This window comes from Bradyrhizobium sp. STM 3557 (assembly GCF_045571465.1).
Lineage (GTDB): Bacteria > Pseudomonadota > Alphaproteobacteria > Rhizobiales > Xanthobacteraceae > Bradyrhizobium.
The window spans coordinates 6,536,718-6,555,391 of sequence record NZ_CP120697.1 but is presented as its reverse complement, the minus strand read 5'-3'; the positions used below and the strand labels follow the sequence as shown (position 1 = coordinate 6,555,391).

Here is an 18,674-nt window from a genome sequence, read left to right as displayed (position 1 = left end):
GTCTGAGCGCGATCAGGCGGTCACGCGTGGTCGCAATCGCGGTGCAGCGGCATCAGTGCGGGCCTTCACGACGGCCGCAGGCAGATGGGCAAACAGCGCCGACACCGCAAGCTCACTCGCGCCCGCAAAGCCATTCGCTGCATAGCCGCCGAGTTGCACCGCCGCGTCGAATGCGTCGGCGCGCAGCCATGTGCGGCCGTGGTCGCAGAACGGCGCCATCGCGCGGCCGACGACGACGATCGCGGCATCGCGGCCGTGACGCCGGGCAAAGGCAATGATGTGGTCGGCATGTGGACCGCTGACCTCGAGCGGCTCGTAGGCGCCGTTCGTGAACACAGAGGGCAGCGCGCTCCGCAGCTGCAGCAGGCGCCGCGTCCAGGCCAGCTTGATCCGGCCGTCGCGCCAGTCGCGGGAGAGGCTATCCCAGTCCGGCGTATCGACCTCGCGAAGCGCAGCCGCCCGCGCGGCAAAATCGACCGGACGGCGGTTGTCGGGATCGACCATGGACAGGTCCCAGAACTCGGTTCCCTGATAGAAGTCGGGCACGCCGGGCATTGTCGCCTTCAGAGTGATCTGGCTCAGCGAATTGAGCGCGCCGAGCAGACTGGTTCGCCGCGCGAACGTATCGAGTGACAGCAGGAATTCGCCCGACAGCGCCGGATCGAGGATGCGCGCGATGAAGGTGCGCAAGCCGGTCTCATAGGCCTCGTTGGGATTGAGCCAGCTCGTCTCCTGCTTGCCTTCGCGCGCGGCCTTCAGCGCATAGGCCTGCAGGCGCTCCGGCAATGTCTCGTCGTCGCCCTCGGCCGGCCAGATGCCGAGCAGGGTCTGATACAGCATGTATTCGAACGTCGCCGACGGACTGCGCATCGCGCCATCGGTGACCAGATGCGGCGCGTTCAGGAGCTTCCAGCGGGCCACTGTCGAGGTCCAATCGGACGGAAGTTCGGTCAGCGCCATCAGCCGCGCCCGCGCGTCCTCGCCGCGCTTGGTGTCGTGGGTTGCGGTCGCGCTCATGCCGTGCGGCCAGTGCTTTGCGCGATCGCGCATCAACGCGTGAAAGTCCGGGGTGGAAAGCGCACCGGCGGCCGGATTGCCCCCGACCTCGTTCAGCGCCAGTAGCCTATGGAAGCGATAGAAGCCGGTGTCCTCCAGCGATTTCGCCATGACAGGCCCGGTGAACTGCTGCACCTTCAGCGCAAAGCGGCGCACGCGCGGCACGCTGTGCGTCGCCTTGCGGTGGCCTCTGACGAGATCCATGGTCAGCGCATCGCGCAGGAAGTCGAATATCGAGCCGTCCGAGGCGAACCATTCGGCGCGCGCACGGACGATCGCGTGCTCGATCAGCGCACGGTCGGCGGCGGTGGGCATCGCCGTCGTCAGATAGGTGCGATAGACCGGGAAGTGCAGCACATAGAGTTCGAGCGCCTGGCGAAGGCTGTCCTCCGAATAGTCGCGAGTCGAGTAGTGCCCGTTGGCGATGCGGGCGAGCAGCCGCGTCAGCACGGTGAATTCGCTGGTCAGCAGCGTCTCCAGCACGCGGCGCTTGGCCGCCTTCAGCACGGGCTCCAGCCGCGGCGGGCTGTTGGAGAGCTGGCGCCAGATCTCGTCCAGCGGATCGAGGCCCTTGCCGTCGATCAGCACATGGGTGATGGCATTCATCCACTCATAGCCGGTGGTGCCGTGGACGCCGGCAAAGCTCGGCAGTTTCTCGTGCTCGCAGACGATCTTCTCGATCACCACATAGAACGGTCCGGCGGCAGGACCACGCGCATCGCGGATCAGCCGGCGCAGCCGCTGGAAATATTGTGCAGGATCGCGCAAGCCATCGATATGATCGAGCCGCAGGCCCTGCAGCTGGCCGTCGGCGATGAGCTTCTTCACCAGGCGATGAATGGCTTCGAACGTGCCGGCATCCTCGACGCGAAGCCCGGCCAAAGTGTTGACGTCGAAGAAGCGGCGGTAGTTGATGTCGCTGGAGGCCAGCCGCCAATGTCCGAGCTTGTAATGCTGCCGCTCCAACAGGTGGTGCAGCGCCAACGTCCGTGCCGGACGATCGGGGCCGGCGCGATAGGCAGCAAGGCCGCGGGTAATGATCTCGGCGGCGCCGGGGATGGCCTTCAACTCGGCCTTGAAGCCGGGAGCCTCCTTGCGGTTCGGATGCCGCAGTCCTTGATAGCGCGCAGCGAGCTCCAGCATGCGCTGGCCCGCATCGCTGTGTTCGGCACCAGCCTCCTGGATGATGATCCGCAGCATCTCGCCATAGCGCTCCGGCGCGATCGGCAGGCGATGCTCGTAGTACCAGCAGGAGAAGCTGCCTTCATCGGCATCGTAGCGCAGCTCGATCTCACCGTGCTCCAGCGCCTCGCCATAGGACGAGCCGATGATCGGCAACAGCACGCCGCCGCGGGCGCGGTAGGACAGCTGATCCCAGTCGATGTCGAATGAGGCCGCATGGGGTGAGGCCTGTCCCCATTCGAGCACGTCCAGCCACCAGGGATTGTCGTCGTAATGCACGCCGACATGGTTGGGCACGAAGTCGAGGATCAGGCCGAGATCGTTGTTCTTCAGCTCTGCCGAGAGCCGGGCAAAGCCTTCCTCGCCGCCCAGTTCTGGGTTGAACTTGGTATGGTCGACGACGTCGTAGCCGTGTGCCGAGCCCTTGCGCGCCTTCATGAAGGGCGAGGCATAGACATGGCTGATGCCCAGCGCCTTCAGATACGGTACTATCGATGCAGCCGCGTCGAAATTGAAATCCGCAGTGAGCTGCAGGCGATAGGTCGCGAGCGGAATCGCTGCAGGCATCACACCTCTCCAAGACTCCACAGCACCGACCAGGGAAGCAGGCGGTCGGTGAGGGCGCCGCCCCAGATCGGCTTGCCAGCCGGTCTCGTGCGGGGCGGGCTCAACTCGCTCGCCGAGAGATTGGCGATCAGATGCAGGCGCGTGCCGTCGCCCATGATCCAGTCTGCAGTGAGCAGGCCATCGGCGCCGGCACGCGCCTCGCCGAACGTGGCGCCCGGCAGCCGCGGCGCGATCTCCTTGTGGCGCACCGCGAGTAGGCCGCGCACCAGCGCCAGGCGCTCCTTGCCCGGTGATTGATTGCGCGCCTCCCAGTCGATGACGGCCGACTTGAATGTCTCGACGGCAAGCGGATCGGGCACCTCATCGCCATATTTGCTGTAGGCCCATTCGTACTCGATGCGCCGGCCCTTGCGCACCGCGTCCGCAAGTCCGCCCTGGAAGTCGCAGAAGAACGGAAATGGCCGCCTGGAGCCCCATTCTTCGCCCATGAACAGCATCGGCACCGTCGGGGCCAGTAGCGTCACCGCGAGCGCCGCAGCGACCGCCGCGGGCGCGGCGATCGACTCCAGGCGGTCGCCGAGCGCGCGATTGCCGATCTGGTCGTGGTTCTGCAGGAAGTTGACGAAGGCGCTGGGCGCGAGGTGTCCGCTCGGTTCGCCCCGCGGCTCGCCGCCCCAGAAGGCCGCCCGCTTGCCCTGATAGACAAAGCCCGAGCTGAGCGCGCGCGCTAGATCGCCGCGCGGATCATCCTGATAGTCGCCGTAATAGCCGGCGCTCTCGCCGGTCAGCATCACATGCCAGACGTGGTGATAATCGTCATTCCACTGCGCGCGAAACTTGCCACGCGGCGGATCCTCGGCGGAATCCAGCATGCTGGCGCGATTGTCGCCATTCTCCAGCACGAGGTGAATGTGCCGGCCCGTTTCCGTGGCAAGATCGCCGACCGCCGCGCTCAACTCATGCAGCAGCGGGATCTCGTCCCGGACGCCGAAGATATGATTGACGGCATCGAAGCGCAGGCCGTCGAAGCGATAGTCCGCCAGCCAGTGCAGCGCGTTCTCGATCGCAAATGCCCGCACTTGCGGAACGCGATAATCGATCGCGCTACCCCATGGCGTATGGGCGGCGGTGAAGAACTCAGGCGCGTAGTGGCCGAGATAGTTTCCCTCCGGTCCGAAATGATTGTAGACGACGTCGAGGAACACCATGAGACCGCGCAAGTGTGCCTCGTCGATCAGCGCGCGCAGATCGTCCGGCCGACCATAGGCGCTGTCGGGTGCATAAAGCAGCACGCCGTCGTAACCCCAATTGCGGCGCCCTGCGAAATCCGCCAGCGGCATCAACTCCAGCGCGGTGATCCCGGTTTCGACCAGATGATCGAGCTTGTCGATCATCGCGCGGTAAGTGCCCTCATGCGTGAAGGTGCCGACATGGCTTTCGAGGAACACCGCGTCCTGCCACGGCCGCCCGCGCCAGTCCTTGGCACGCCAGGCATAGGCGCCGTGGTCGATCACCTCGCTCGGACCGGTCACGTCATCCGGCTGGAAGTCAGAGCCGGGATCAGGCACCTCGAGTTCATTGTCGATGCGGAATTTGTAGCGGCTGCCTGCCGTCAGGCCGGGAACGTCGACGGCATGCCAGCCGTCGTCGCGGCGTTGCATCGGCAACGCGCGGTCGAGTAGGAGATCGACCCGCTTGGCTGCGGGCGCCCAGAGCCGGAACGAAACACCATCCTTGCTGACGCGAGGGCCGAACTGGCGCGATCTCATGACAGGCCCGCATAGGCCAGCACGGAGCGCGGGGGCGCTTTCAGCTCGGTGCCCGGTGAGAAATCGGCGGAGGTCGGCTTCGCTTCCGTCGTATTCAACACCTGTTGCCAGGTTTTGTATTCGGTCATCTTGGGCAACGTGAATGCGATCTCTTCAGGTGCTGCGTTCAGCACGATAAAGATCGGTGCCTGCTCTTGTTCCACCGGGCCAAGCACATAGGCCAGAAATCGACCGTCGGGAAAGGTCCAGTCCGCGTTCGTCATCTCCGCGGCCGATGGGGTCAGCCACAGGACCCCGAACGAGCCGTCGGGGCGGCGTCCCTCGAGCCAGCGCCGCGCGCGGATCTGGCCGAAGCGTTGCCGCAGTTGGGTCATATGGGCGATGAAATCGGTGAGATCGTCGCCTTCGCGGCCGAGGCCGCTCCAGCTGACCCAGCCGACCTCATTGTCCTGGCAATAGGCGTTGTTGTTGCCGTTCTGCGAATTGCCGACCTCGTCGCCAGCCAATAGCAGCGGCAGACCCTGAGCCAGGAACAGACAGGCGAGCTGGTTCTTGCGTAGTTGCCGGCGCAGCGCGTTGATCGCAGGATCGTCGGTCGGACCTTCGTGACCGCAATTATTGCTGTGATTGTCGTTGGAGCCGTCACGATTGTCCTCGCCGTTGGCCTCGTTGTGCTTGGCGTTGTAGCTGAAGAGGTCGGCGAGCGTGAAACCGTCGTGCACGGTGACGTGATTGACGCTGGCGCGCTGGGTGCGGCCGTCATGGTTGAACAGGTCCGACGAGCCGGTCATGCGGCTCGACACCTCGCCGATCAGGCTGCCTTCGCCGCTCCAGTAGCGGCGCATGGCGCTGCGATAGCGGTCGTTCCACTCGGACCATTGCGAGGGGAAGGCGCCCACCTGATAGCCGCCTAGTCCGACGTCCCAGGGTTCGGCGACCAGCTTGACGCTCGACAGCACCGGGTCTTGCCTGATCGCGGTGAGAAAGCCGCTCTTGCGGTCGAAGCCGTGCGGCTCGCGCGCCAGCGTGGTGGCGAGGTCGAAGCGGAAGCCGTCGACATGGCACACCTCGACCCAATAGCGCAGCGAATCCATCACCATCTGCAGCACGCGCGGATGGGTGAGATTGACCGAGGAGCCACAGCCGGTGAAGTCGTCATAGTAGCGCGGATTGTCCGGCTTCAGCCAGTAGTAGGATGCGTTGTCGATGCCGCGAAAGCACAGCGTGGGCCCGAGATGATTGCCCTCCGCCGTGTGATTATAGACGACGTCCAGCATCACCTCGATTCCGGCATCATGCAGCCGTGCCACGGCGGTGCGGAAGGAATCGAGCGCGTTGTCCTGCGCGTAGCGCGGCTCCGGTGCAAAGAAGGAGATGGTGTTGTAGCCCCAATAGTTCACCAGCTTCTTCTCGACCAGGATGCGGTCGTCGATGAAGGCGTGCACCGGCAACAGCTCGATCGTAGTGACGCCGAGCCGCTTCAGGTGCTTGATCATGGCCGGCGAGGACAATCCGCCGAACGTGCCGCGCAGGTTCGGCGGCACGTCGTCGCGCTTGTACGTCAAACCCTTGACATGAGCCTCGTAGATGATGGTGTCTTCCCAGGGGATCTGCGGCCGCATTTCGCGCCGGCCCCAGTTGAAGGTCTCATCGATGACGACGGCCTTCGGCATGCCGCGCGCATTGTCGCGGCGATCGAACGAGAGATCCTCGCGCGGGCTTCCCGCACGATAGGCGAAATGCGCGTCGCTCCATACCAGGCGCCCGGCGAGGCGCTTGGCATAGGGATCGAGCAGCAGCTTGTTCGGGTTGAAGCGATGGCCGTGCTCGGGCTCGTAGGGACCGTAGACCCGGTAGCCGTAGAGCTGTCCGGGCGAGACGTCGTTGAGATAGCCGTGCCAGACGTCCTCGGTGCGCTCGGGCAGCTCGATGCGCTCGATCTCGCGACGGCCCTGATTGTCGAACAGGCAGAGCTCGACCTTGTGGGCATTGGCTGAAAACAATGCGAAGTTGGTCCCGCGGCCGTCCCAGCTTGCACCGAGGCGCGAGAAGGTTCCAGCGGAAAGGCGCATAGAGTCAGCCTTCCGGGACGAGAAATATCGCTGCCAGGGGCGGGACGGTGAGAGAGAGCTCGTTCTGACCTTCAGAGGCATGGACCTCGCCGATATTGCCGACATTGCTGCCGCCGTAGTGAGCGGAATCCGAATTGAAAACTTCCCGCCATTTGCCGCCAAACGGCGCCCGGACCTTGTAGTTGTAGTACACGTTGGGCGAAAAATTCACGACGACGACGCAGCGCGCGCGTGCATCCTTGCCCTTGCGGAGCCAGGCGAAGACGTTGTGATCGGCGTCATCGGTAATGATCCATTCGAAACCCGCGCCGTCGCAGTCGAGTTCGTGCAGGGCGGGCTGGCTGCGATAGAGCTTGTTGAGATCGCGGATCAGCGACTGGATGCCGAAATGTCGGGCATCTCCAAGCAGGTGCCAGTCGAGCGAATGATCGTGATTCCATTCGCGCTCCTGCGCGATCTCACAGCCCATGAACAGGAGCTTCTTGCCGGGGTGGCCGAACATGAAGCTGTAATAGGCGCGCAAGTTCGCAAAGCGTTGCCAGCTGTCGCCGGGCATCCGCCCAAGGATCGACCGCTTGCCGTGCACGACTTCGTCATGGGACAGCGGCAGGATGAAGTTTTCAGAGAACGCGTAATGCAGGCCGAACAGGATGTCGCCATGGTGATAGCGGCGATGAATCGGATCCTTGCTGACGTAGCGCAAGGTGTCGTTCATCCAGCCCATGTTCCACTTGTAGCCGAAGCCGAGCCCACCGGTATCGACCGGCCGTGATACCTGCGGCCAGGAGGTCGACTCCTCGGCCGCCGTGGTGGCATGCGGATAGCGGCCGAACAGCTCGGTGTTGAAGCGGCGCAGGAAATCGATCGCCTCCAGGTTCTCGCGCCCGCCATATTTGTTGGGAATCCATCCACCCGCCGGCCGGCTGTAATCGAGATAGAGCATCGAGGCTACTGCATCGACGCGCAAACCATCGATGCCGTAGCGGTCCACCCAGAACAGCGCGTTCGAAATCAGGAAGTTGCGCACTTCGGTGCGGCCGTAATTGTAGATCAGCGTGCCCCAGTCGAGATGGCGGCCCTGCATCGGGTTGGCGTGCTCATAGAGCGCTGTGCCGTCGAAACGTCCGAGCCCATGCGGATCATCGGGGAAGTGGCCGGGGACCCAGTCGAGCCAGACGCCGAGGCCCTCGCGGTGACAGGCGTCGACCAGTGCGGAGAAATCCTCCGGCGTACCGAAGCGGCTGGTTGGTGCGAACAGGCCGGTCGGCTGATAGCCCCAGGAGCCGTCGAATGGGTGCTCGCTGACCGGCATGAACTCGACATGGGTGAAGCCCATGTCGCGCGCATAGGCCGGCAACTGCTCGGCGAGCTCGCGATAGGTCAGCCATTCGTTGCCGTTCTTGCGCCGCCACGAGCCGAGATGCACCTCGTAGATCGAGATCGGCGCGTTGATCGCGTTGGTGCCTGAAGGCGCAGGCCGCGGATGCGGCAGCTTCTTCTCGTCCAGCACGATCGAAGCCGTCTTGGGCCGGACCTCGGCGGCAAAGGCAAGCGGATCGGACTTCAGCGGCAGATGCTCGCCATGTGCGCCGAGCAGATCGAATTTGTAATGATCGCCGACCTTGGCATGCGGGATGAACAGCTCCCAATAGCCGCTACCGCGCACGCGCATCGGATGACGCCGCGCATTCCAGAAATTGAAATCGCCGACCACGCTGACGCGCTTGGCGTTGGGGGCGAGGACGACGAAGCCGACACCATCGGTGCCGTCGATCGTCATGGGATGCGCGCCGAGCTTGTCGTAGAGCCGCTGGTCGGTGCCTTCACCGAGCAGATAGAGATCGTAATCGCTCAGGATCGGCAGGAAGCGATAGGGATCGTCGAGATCGACAACATGATCGCCGAAATGCGCACGCAAATGGTAGCGCTGCAGGCCCCCTGACAGCGTGCCGGCGAACAGGCCGGCGTCATGGATGCGTGACATCGGTGCGACGCCGCCACGCTCGCCGACCGCCTCGACGCGCGAGGCTTCGGGCAGGAAGGCGCGGACGACAGCGTTGTCGCCGTCGGGGTGCTGGCCGAGATAGCGAAACGGGTCGGCGTGCCGACCTTCGATGATCGCAAATGCCTCGGAAGAAAGCTGGGTCATGCGGACTCGCTAGCGGGAACGGAGAGAACGTGAAGCAGATTGCTCAGTGCAATGCGCAGCCAATCAGGCCGGTGAGCCAGCTCATATTCGGTCTCGGCCACGGCTTTTTCCAGCATGAAGAAGCGCAAGATGGCTTCGACCGTATGCGGGTCAGCCGGCCAGAGGCGTTGATTTGCCTTGATCTCGCGATAGCCGGCAAGGAATGCGGCGGCCGCTTGATCGCGCCAGTCCGACAGCGCCGCCGACAGCCGGCCATGATCGTCCGGCGCCGTCCGCAGCGCACGCTCCAGCGCCATCCGCACCGAGCAGTCGATCGAGCGCAGGAAGCCGGCGATGTCGCGCGCCGGCGGCGCCTTACGTCGCCGCTCGGCAAGCGACAGCCGCTCATCGCCATCGAAATCGACGATGAAGATGTCGTCCTTGACGATCAGGATCTGGCCGAGATGGAAATCGCCATGGAGCCGAATATTCAAGCCGTCGACGTCGTGCGGCAGCAGCGTTGAAAGCAGCTCATAGAGGTCCGTCTGCCTGGCCAACACCTGGTCGACCAACGCGCGTTCGGCGTCCTTGAAGCGGTCGCGGCGCTCGGCCAAGGTCGCGAAGACACGGCCTGCCTGCGCCCTGATGCTGTCCATCCAGTGATCGACATCGTCTGCGCGCGTCGGCTCCGGCACGAAATCGACGAGATCGGTGCTCGAGGTCAGCGCGGCGTGCAGCTCGCCGACGCGCCGGCCGGCCTGCGTCAAATAACGCAGATAAGGCGGCTGCTCCTGGCTCAGGCCCGCATCGTCATTGGCACCTCGCACGCGCTGCTCGTCGACGAAGCGGTCGAGATAGGCGAGGCTGACCGTCCAGCCATTGCCCTGGTTCTCGATGAAGCCGTGAACGCTGCCAAGCGCGCGGCGCTCATCGTCGTGCACGAGCTCGACACTGCCGAGCAGGGGCGGCGTGTTGGCAAACCCTGCGACCTCGGTCAGGAAGCGCCCGATCTCGATCTCGGGATGGATGCCTGCCTCGAGTTCGCGATGGATCTTGACGAAGAATTCGTTGTCGATCACCGCGAGGCTGTTGCAGCGGTCGGTTTCGATGCTGCGGATATGCTCGGATTCGCGGATGGTCTTATCCGGGAATTTGCCGGTCGGCCGGAATTCGAGCTGCAGGCCATTTTCTTCCACGGTCAACGAGCGCCGCAGGTTGTGCAGCAGCAGCGCCAGGAAGATCGGGCTGGTCGCGACATCGAGCAGGGTGCCCTCGCGGGCGCCCTGGCGCACGGCGGCGAGGGCCTGCGGATTGTAGCGCTCGCGGTCGAACCGCACCCATTCGATCTGCATCGGCAGCAGAAAGCGCGTGGTCTCCTTCTGCTCGGCGGCCTTGAAGAAGATCAGCCACGGCCGGTTGTCGCCGATGTCGCAGAACGGGATCGCCGAGGTGAGCGTAGGGTGGATCGCTTCAGCCGAGCGCTCGGGATACCAGCGCGTTCGCGACAGATGGCCCGGCAGCACGTCGCGCTCGAACACGCTGCGGGTGCGGGCCAGCGACACCCAGGTCGAGCCGAGCGGCACCACCAGGGTCTCGAATTCGGGCACCACGCGCTGCACGACCGGCTCGGATTTCTCGCGCTCCTTGAGCTGGAACCAGTAGAATCCGTAAGGCGCGAGCGTGATCATGTAGGGCAGTTCGCCGATCGCGGGAAAGCGCGAGCGTCCGAGCATCTCGATCGGGATGCGGTTCTTGAAGGGGGAGAGGTCGAGCTCGGTTGCCTGCGCCGAACGCGATAGATTGGCGACGCAGAGGATGACCTCGTCCTTGTACTGCCGGACATAGGCCAGCACCGCGCGGTTGGCGGGCCGGATGAAGCTCATGGTGCCGCGACCGAAAGCGAGCGTGGTCTTGCGCACCGAGATCAGCCGCTTGGTTGCGTTCAGGAGCGAGGATAGGCTGCGCGACTGCGCTTCCACATTGACGGCCTCGTAGCCATAGACGGGGTCCATGATCATGGGCGCATAGAGGCGGGCCGGATCGGCGCGCGAGAAGCCGCCATTGCGGTCCGGCGTCCACTGCATCGGAGTCCGCACGCCGTTGCGGTCGCCGAGATAGATGTTGTCGCCCATGCCGATCTCGTCGCCGTAATAGATGATCGGCGTGCCCGGGAACGACATCAGCAGCGAGTTCATCAGCTCGATCTTGCGCCGGTCGTTGTCCATCAGCGGCGCGAGGCGCCGGCGAATGCCAAGATTAATACGAGCGCGGGGGTCGTTGGCATAGGTCGACCACAAATAGTCGCGCTCGACGTCGGTCACCATCTCCAGTGTCAGCTCGTCATGGTTGCGCAGGAACAGTGCCCATTGGCAGTTGCTCGGGATGTCGGGCGTCTGCCGCAGGATGTCGGTGATGGGGAAGCGGTCTTCCTGCGCGATCGCCATGTAGATGCGCGGCATCAATGGGAAGTGGTAGGCCATGTGGCATTCGTCGCCCTGGCCGAAATATTCCTGCACGTCTTCCGGCCACTGGTTGGCCTCGGCGAGCAGCAGCTTGCCCTTTGAATAATTGTCAAGCTCCATCCGCAGCCGCTTGATGATGGCGTGCGTCTCGGGCAGGTTCTCGTTATTGGTGCCGTCGCGCTCGCACAAATATGGAATCGCGTCGAGCCGGAAGCCGTCTACACCGGCATCCAGCCAGCGCTTCATCACCTGGATGATGGCACTGACGACGCGCGGATTGTCGAAGTTGAGATCCGGCTGATGCGAGAAGAAGCGATGCCAGTAGAACTGGCCGGCTTCCGGATCCCAGGTCCAGTTCGATTTCTCGGTGTCGGTGAAGATGATCCGCGTGCCCTGATATTTCTGGTCGGTGTCGCTCCAGACATACCAATTGCGCGCGCTCGAGCCGGGCGCGCTGCGCCGGGCGCGCTTGAACCAGTGGTGCTGGTCGGAGGTGTGGTTGACGACGAGCTCGGTGATGACACGCAGGCCGCGCCGCTTGGCTTCCTGGATGAAGCGCTTGAAGTCCTTCATCGTCCCGAAATCGGGGTTGATGGTGCCGTAATCGGCGATGTCGTAGCCGTCATCCCGGCCGGGCGAGGGATAGAACGGCAGCAGCCACAGCGTGGTGACGCCGAGGTCCTGCAGATAGTCCAGCTTCTCGGTCAGGCCGACGAAGTCGCCGACACCGTCATTATTGCTGTCGGCGAACGCTTTGACGTGGAGCTGGTAGATGATGGCATCCTTGTACCACAAGCCGTCGCCGTCGGAATCGGTGATGAGATTGGTCGCGTCAAGGGAAGACAGCAAGTTCATGAAGCCCTCACGCTTTCCGGCGAGAGACGAATACACGGCGAGAGAGGAAGGTGGGTCCGCCATGCGCGAGGCGGTCGTCCTCGAAAGAGGACAGAATAGAAGCAAAAGCGCCAGACGCGAGGGCGCTCCCGAGAGTTTGAGTGATTTTGTTCACGGTGATGCCATTGACAAGAAATTGACGGTTCGTCGCGCTGGTGTCCCGGTTCTGACATTCGTATCATGTTGCCGCAGGGCTCGTTTACGAATGTCAGAACCGATGGACACCTGCAGAATCACAATTCTGGCGTGGCCTTGTGCCTGACACTCGCTTAACGGACCCGCGGACATTCTTGCGCGAATGTCAGACACGCCACACTAGCGCGGACGACGTCCCAACCCTATACAAAGCCGCTTCGCTTGCTTTGGTTCCGGCGGGAACCAGGAGCCGAGCCGAAGCGTTAGGCAAGACTATCTCGTTGTCGCTCTTAACGAATCCCGTGACGGTTGAATCCGTTACGTGCAAAGCGCGTGCCGAATGGATCTCTTCAGCCAAGCTCATAACCTCGGAATCCTGACCGAATTTTTTGATGGCCAAGGCGTTCGCCACGTCACTGACGAGGCGGCGCTCAAGATCATCGTCGAAGCCTTTCCGGAGGCGCCACCCCGCCGGCTCATCGATGGCGCGGTGGTGATTCGCTCCGGGCTGCCGGCGCGTTCGCGCCTGCACGAGCAAGCCGTGCTGCCGGTGTCCTGGACGATTCGCGAGCTCAGTGCCGGGCAGGATGGTCATGCGAAGGTGGTCGCCAGTGGCAACGCCGCCGAGCGGATGATCGGCTGGCCGGATGATCTTGCGGTTGGTTCGTATCGTATCGAACTCGTCGATGCATCGTCATGTCATGAAGAGGTCCCGCTGCTGGTCGCGCCGGAAAAGGCCTTCCTCGGCGATTTCGAGCGCGGCTGGCTGCTCGCGGTGCAGCTTTACGGCATCCGTTCAGGGCGCAATTGGGGCGTCGGCGATTTCACCGATCTCGCCAATCTGATCACGTTGTCCGCGGAGCTTGGCGCCGAAGGCGTCGGTCTCAATCCGCTGCATGCGCTGTTCGACGACCGGCCCGGCGACTTCAGCCCTTATGCGCCGAACAGCCGGCTGTTTCTCAACGCACTTTATATCGACGTCGAGAAGGCGCCGGGCTTCAAGACTGGCACTGATCGCGAGGCGCTCGCGCGTGTCAGGCAGACCGAGCAGGTCGACTATAACAGCGTCGCGGCGCTGAAATGGCCGGCGCTGCGCGCGGCTTTCGCGGCCTTCAGTGCGATGAACGACAGCGCAGAGGCCAAGGAATTTGCGACCTATTGCGCCGAGCGGGGCGAATTGCTCGAACGCTTCGCGGCCTTCGAAGTGCTGCGCCATCGCTTCAAGACACCATGGTGGGAGTGGCCGGCCGAGTGGCAGCAGCCCGATCACGACAAGTGCCTGGCAATATTGCAGGGATCTGACAAGGGCGAAGCGCGCTTCGTCATGTATGTGCAATGGCTTGCCGAGCGGCAGCTGCGCGCGTGCAAGGATCTTGCCCATCAGCTCGGCATGAAAGTCGGTCTCTATCTCGATGTGGCTGTCGGCGTGCAGTCGGACGGATTCGACGCCTGGAACGAGCAGGGTGCGATTTCGCGCAGCCTCTCGGTCGGCGCGCCGCCGGATCCGCTCAACACCGTGGGACAGAACTGGGGTCTTGCGGGGTTCAATGCGCCCGGACTGGAGCAGAAATCGTTTCAGCCGTTCCGCGACATGCTGCGGGCCTCGATGCGCCATGCCGGCGCGATCAGGCTCGATCACGTGCTGGGCCTGAAGCGGCTCTATCTCGTGCCGCATGGCTTTCCTGCACGGCAGGGGGCGTATGCCCAGATGCCGTTCGACGCGCTGCTGGCTGCAACCGCGCTGGAAAGCGCGGCCAATCGTTGCGTCGTCATCGGCGAGGATCTTGGCACGGTCCCGGAAGGCTTCCGCGAGCAGATGGCCGATTGGGGCATCTGGTCGTACAAGGTGATGATCTTCGAGCGCGACGAGGCAGGTCGCTTCCGTGATGTCGATTATTACGCGCCGAACGCGCTGATCACCTTCAGCACCCATGATCTCTCGACCTATGCCGGCTGGCGCTCCTTCGGCGATCTGAAGACCAAGCGCGGGCTCGGCATCGACCCGGGCGAGACCGACCAGGAGCGCTGGCATGCACTCGCGATGCTGGACGAGGTGCTGCGGCACAATACGATCGAGAGGAATGATCTTTACTCGGTCATCAGCTTCCTGTCGCGCACGCGCTCGCGGCTGCTGGCGATCTCGCTGGAAGATCTGCTCGGGGTGGTCCCGCAGCCCAACATTCCGGGCACGATCAACGAGCATCCGAACTGGCGACAGAAGATGCCGGTGGCGCTTGAGGATCTCACCCAGGCCTTCGATGTTGCCGCGTTGAAGGCCACCACCGCCGGGCGGGCCAGAGCGGCAGGCTGATTTCTGCAAGAGGCATCGTTCGTTAGGCGTCAGAATGTCCTCCAGGATCGAAGATTACGCCCTGATCGGCGATTGCGAGACCGCCGCCCTCGTCGGCCGCGACGGATCGATCGACTGGTTGTGCTGGCCGGCCTTCGATTCCGACGCCTGCTTTGCCGCTCTTCTCGGCGAGCGTCGGCACGGCCGCTGGCTGCTTGCACCGCAAGGCCAAGTCACGGCGGCGTCGCGCCGCTATCGCGGCGACAGCCTGATCCTGGAGACCCGGTTCGAAACGACTGCGGGCGTCGTCGATCTGATCGACTTCATGCCGCCGCGCGGCAAGGCCTCGGATATCGTGCGTTTGGTGCGCGGCGTGCGCGGCACGGTCGCGATGCGGATGGAGCTCATCATTCGCTTCGGCTTCGGCGTCGATATCCCCTGGGTGCGGCGCACGGAGGATGGTTCGGCGCTGCTCGCCATCTGCGGCCAGGACATGACCGTGCTGCGCACGCTGGTCCAGACGCGTGGCGAGAATCTGACGACGGTTGCCGAATTCGAGGTCAAGGCTGGCGAGACCGTTCCGTTCGTGCTGACCTATGGGCCGTCATATCTGCCGGTGCCAGCGTCGATCGATCCGGATCAGGCGCTTGCGGATACCGAGGCATATTGGCGCGATTGGTGCAGCCGCTGCACCTTCCAGGGCGACTGCCGCGATCTGGTGGTGCGCTCGCTGATCACGCTGAAGGCGCTGACCTTTGCTCCGACCGGCGGCATCGTCGCCGCGCCCACCACGTCGCTGCCGGAAAAGCTCGGCGGCGCCCGCAACTGGGACTATCGCTTCTGCTGGTTGCGCGATGCGACCTTCACGCTGCTGGCGCTGATGAACTCGGGCTATACCGAAGAGGCGATGGCCTGGCACAACTGGCTGCTCCGCGCCGCGGCCGGAGCGCCCGCCCATATGCAGATCATGTACGGCATCAAAGGCGAACGGCGGCTGCTTGAGTGGGAGGCCGACTGGCTGCCCGGCTATGAGGGCGCGCGGCCGGTGCGGATCGGCAATGCCGCGCACGCGCAGCTGCAACTCGACGTCTATGGCGAGCTGATGGATGCCTTCCACCAGTCGCGCGTGACCAAGCTCAAGCTGAACGACGGCACGTGGGCGCTCGAATGCGCGGTGCTCGCCCATCTCGCCGAGGTCTGGGATCAGCCGGATCACGGCATCTGGGAACGGCGCGGAGACGGCCGGCACTACGTCTTCTCCAAGGTGATGACCTGGGTTGCGTTCGACCGCGCCATCAAGAGCGCGCAGAAATTCGGCTTCAATGATGCGCCGCTGCAGGACTGGCAGGCCCTGCGCGCAACCATCCATCGCGAGGTCTGCGAGAAGGGCTTCGATCCCACGCTCAACAGCTTCGTCGAATCCTACGGTTCGCGATGGCTGGATGCCAGCCTGCTGCTGTTGCCGGCCGTGGGCTTCCTGCCGCCGACCGATTCCCGCATTCGCGGCACGATTGCCGCGATCGAGCAGCATCTGATGCGCGATGGTTTCGTGCTGCGGCACGATCCCCGCGAGCCAAAGCTTGGCGAGTTCGACCCGACGGAAGGTGCGTTCCTGGCCTGCACGTTCTGGCTTGCCGATGCGCATGTGCTGGCCGGCGATATTGCCAAGGCCGAGGCGCTGTTCAAGCGTGCGGTCGCCATCGCCAATGATCTCGGCCTGCTCGCCGAGGAATTCGATACCGGCGCGGCGCGGCAGACCGGCAATTTCCCGCAGGCCCTGACCCACATCGCGCTGATCAACACCGCGCATAATCTGTGCGACGCCAAGCACAGGAGCGAGAAGCCGGCGATGCAGCGGTCGGAGTGACCGATGAGGCGCTGTCGTCCCGGCCTTGAGCCGGGACCGATACCCACCGCCGGCTATGTTGCGACGGCTGACAATTAACGACGTGCCACAAACGACTGCTGCGGATTATGGGTCCCGGCGTTCGCCGGGACGACGCGAGAATGCGTGGGTCTACGGAGCATTCTCCTTCAGGATCAGCTCCATCGCCTTGGCAAAGCCCTCATCCTCGTTGGAGGTCGTCACGCGGCTGGCGAAGCTCTTCACCTCGTCGGAGGCGTTGCCCATCGCGATCGACAGTCCGCTCACCTTGAACATCGCCACATCATTGTGCATGTCGCCGATGGTCGCGACCGCGCTCAGCGGAATGCCCAGCCGCTGCGCCGTTGCGGTCACGAAGGTGCCCTTGTCGTGGCCGGGCGGCGTGATATCGAGATAGTAGTTCTGCGACCGCACCGCGAGCGCCTGCGTGCCCAGGGCGTCGTGCATCGCCGCCTCGCAGCGGACCAGGAGATCGAAATCGCGGCTCGAGCCGACGATCTTGCAAGCCGCAGAGAGATAAGGCGAGAAGTCGGCGATGATGGTCGGGTCGGCCAGGATCGCGCGCTTCTCGTTCGGCACATAGGGGCCATCGGGATTCTTCGTCAGCCACGCCTCGTTGGTGAACAGCCAGATGTCGACGCCGAACTTGTCCAGCACGGAGAGCGCATGTTTGGCGGCCGTGGCCGGGATCAGGCTCTGCTCGATCGGGCGCATGTTGACGTCGACGATGGAAGAGCCGTTGAACGGGCCGACCGGAAGCGTGATGCCAAGCGGCTCGACCAAAAAGCGCATGCCGATCGCGGGCCGGCTCGAGGTGATCGTGAAGGCGATGCCGGCCTCGTGCAGCCGCTGCGCCGCCTTTCGTGCGGCGTCGGTCAAAGTCTTGTCCTTGGTCAGCAGCGTGCCGTCGACGTCGGACACGACAAGCGCAATACGGGTCATGCGTGATTCCTGGAAAGCAGGGGAGAGGGCGGGCTGGGCTGCAATTGCTGCAGCACCTCGTCTACGATGGTCTCGACCGGCGCATCGATCGAGACGGTGATCGGCCGCTCCTCGGGCGACGGTGGCTCCAGCGCGGCAAACTGGCTGTCGAGCAGGCCGGGCGGCATGAAATGGCCTTTGCGGTGGTTCAGCCGGTCGGCGACCAGACCCTGGCTGCCGCACAGATAGACCATCCTGATGTCGTCGCGGCCATGCACCAGGATGTCGCGATAGGCCTTTTTCAGCGCCGAGCAGGCGATGATGACGTGCTCGCCGGCCCGCCGGCAGCGCTCGATCTCGGCGGCGATCGCCTTCAGCCAGGGCCAGCGGTCCTCGTCGGTCAGGGGCTGCCCGGAGCTCATCTTCGCGACATTGGCTGCGGGATGGAAGCTATCGCCGTCCTCATAGCGCCAGCCAAGGCGCCGCGCCAGCGCCTCGCCAATGGTGCTTTTTCCCGAGCCGGCCACCCCCATGATCACCAGGGCGCAAGGCAGCTCAGACGTCGGGTTGGTCACGAAAATTCTCCGGCCACGCGGCCGCATCGATCAGGAACACCGTCTGGTGCTCCGAGCGGGCGCGATTGGCCGGCAGATTCTCGCCGGACAGCACCCGCGTCAAGATCGCCCGCTTGTCTTCCCCCGCCACTTCGAACAGCATCTTGCGACAGGACGCCAACACCGGCAGCGTCAGGCTGACCCGTGGGACGAAAGGCGCGACGTTGGCATGGTCGACGCCGACCACCCAGCGATCGCGCACCTCCAGCGCCGGAAAGCCCGGAAATAGCGAAGCGGTGTGGCCATCGGGGCCGATCCCCATCAGCACCAGATCAAACAGCGGCCTGATGGGATCAAGCCGGTCCGCTCCGTAGAACGCCCGCAACTCCTCCCCATAGCGGCGCGCGCAGGCGTCCGGATCGGTGCCGTCGGTCGGAATCGGATGGATGTTTGCGGGCGGTGCGCAGGCATCAAGGAATGCCCGCCGCGCCATCGTCATGTTGTGCAGCGGATCGCCCGCGGCAACGAAGCGCTCGTCGCCGACGAACCAATGCACGCGATCCCAGGGGATCCGGCTGCGATAGGGCATGGTCGCGAGCAGCTCATAGAGCTGCTTCGGGCTCGACCCGCCAGTCAGGCAGATCGCGATGCGCGCTGGATTGGCATCGATCTGAGCCAGCAGTTGCTCGGCGGCGGCCGCCGCCAGCGCCGCCTTGTCGGCTACGCGCACCAATTGGCGACGATCCGACATGGCCGTCC

The 18,674-nt window shown here is 64.1% G+C and carries 10 protein-coding genes; 2 read left to right on the top strand and 8 right to left on the bottom strand.

The features are described 5' to 3' along the window. Positions 1–12: 12 nt before the first annotated feature. The 5 genes from treY to treS are packed head-to-tail and all read right to left on the bottom strand — an operon-like array spanning position 13 to position 12,091. Entirely contained in the window at positions 13–2,805 is a 2,793-nt protein-coding gene (treY, locus tag P6U24_RS30300) for a malto-oligosyltrehalose synthase (protein ID WP_407156093.1), read from the bottom strand. Beyond that, positions 2,805–4,574: a malto-oligosyltrehalose trehalohydrolase gene (treZ, locus tag P6U24_RS30295; RefSeq protein WP_407156092.1), complete on the bottom strand. Its 1,770-nt coding sequence runs from the start codon at positions 4,572–4,574 to the stop codon at positions 2,805–2,807. Before treZ ends, treY begins: the two co-directional genes overlap by 1 nt. Then, complete coding sequence (gene glgX, locus P6U24_RS30290) at positions 4,571–6,646, bottom strand: glycogen debranching protein GlgX (RefSeq protein ID WP_407156091.1); 2,076 nt, start codon at positions 6,644–6,646, stop codon at positions 4,571–4,573. The genes treZ and glgX overlap by 4 nt, the downstream gene beginning before the upstream one ends. Positions 6,647–6,650: 4 nt before the next feature. After that, positions 6,651–8,795, bottom strand: a complete 2,145-nt coding sequence (gene glgB / locus P6U24_RS30285) for a 1,4-alpha-glucan branching protein GlgB (protein WP_407156090.1) — start codon at positions 8,793–8,795, stop codon at positions 6,651–6,653. Continuing rightward, positions 8,792–12,091, bottom strand: a complete 3,300-nt coding sequence (gene treS, locus P6U24_RS30280) for a maltose alpha-D-glucosyltransferase (RefSeq protein ID WP_407156089.1) — start codon at positions 12,089–12,091, stop codon at positions 8,792–8,794. Before treS ends, glgB begins: the two co-directional genes overlap by 4 nt. A 514-nt stretch (positions 12,092–12,605) precedes the next feature. Here treS and malQ point away from each other — a divergent pair. Further along, positions 12,606–14,576: a 4-alpha-glucanotransferase gene (gene malQ / locus P6U24_RS30275; RefSeq protein ID WP_407156088.1), complete on the top strand. Its 1,971-nt coding sequence runs from the start codon at positions 12,606–12,608 to the stop codon at positions 14,574–14,576. Between the two features lie 34 nt (positions 14,577–14,610). Beyond that, on the top strand, positions 14,611–16,422 hold the full coding sequence (locus P6U24_RS30270) for a glycoside hydrolase family 15 protein (protein ID WP_407156087.1): 1,812 nt from the start codon (positions 14,611–14,613) through the stop codon (positions 16,420–16,422). 150 nt (positions 16,423–16,572) lie between these two features. Here P6U24_RS30270 and P6U24_RS30265 read toward each other — a convergent pair whose 3' ends face one another. From P6U24_RS30265 to pgl, 3 genes are read right to left on the bottom strand one after another with little or no spacing between them, the layout of a single operon-like run. After that, positions 16,573–17,382: an HAD family hydrolase gene (locus P6U24_RS30265; protein ID WP_407156086.1), complete on the bottom strand. Its 810-nt coding sequence runs from the start codon at positions 17,380–17,382 to the stop codon at positions 16,573–16,575. After that, positions 17,379–17,936 carry a gluconokinase gene (locus P6U24_RS30260; RefSeq protein WP_407156085.1) on the bottom strand — a complete coding sequence of 186 codons (558 nt, stop codon included), beginning with the start codon at positions 17,934–17,936 and terminating at the stop codon, positions 17,379–17,381. The genes P6U24_RS30265 and P6U24_RS30260 overlap by 4 nt, the downstream gene beginning before the upstream one ends. After that, on the bottom strand, positions 17,917–18,666 hold the full coding sequence (gene pgl / locus P6U24_RS30255; protein ID WP_407156084.1) for a 6-phosphogluconolactonase: 750 nt from the start codon (positions 18,664–18,666) through the stop codon (positions 17,917–17,919). Before pgl ends, P6U24_RS30260 begins: the two co-directional genes overlap by 20 nt. Positions 18,667–18,674: the final 8 nt, after the last annotated feature.

Coding starts and splice junctions, on each gene's coding strand:
- glgX (WP_407156091.1), bottom strand. CDS start 6,646: ATGCGCCTTTCCGCTGGAACCTTCTCGCGCCTCGGTGCAAGCTGGGAC.
- P6U24_RS30265 (WP_407156086.1), bottom strand. CDS start 17,382: ATGACCCGTATTGCGCTTGTCGTGTCCGACGTCGACGGCACGCTGCTG.
- malQ (WP_407156088.1), top strand. CDS start 12,606: ATGGATCTCTTCAGCCAAGCTCATAACCTCGGAATCCTGACCGAATTT.
- glgB (WP_407156090.1), bottom strand. CDS start 8,795: ATGACCCAGCTTTCTTCCGAGGCATTTGCGATCATCGAAGGTCGGCAC.
- treS (WP_407156089.1), bottom strand. CDS start 12,091: ATGAACTTGCTGTCTTCCCTTGACGCGACCAATCTCATCACCGATTCC.
- pgl (WP_407156084.1), bottom strand. CDS start 18,666: ATGTCGGATCGTCGCCAATTGGTGCGCGTAGCCGACAAGGCGGCGCTG.
- treY (WP_407156093.1), bottom strand. CDS start 2,805: ATGCCTGCAGCGATTCCGCTCGCGACCTATCGCCTGCAGCTCACTGCG.
- P6U24_RS30270 (WP_407156087.1), top strand. CDS start 14,611: ATGTCCTCCAGGATCGAAGATTACGCCCTGATCGGCGATTGCGAGACC.
- treZ (WP_407156092.1), bottom strand. CDS start 4,574: ATGAGATCGCGCCAGTTCGGCCCTCGCGTCAGCAAGGATGGTGTTTCG.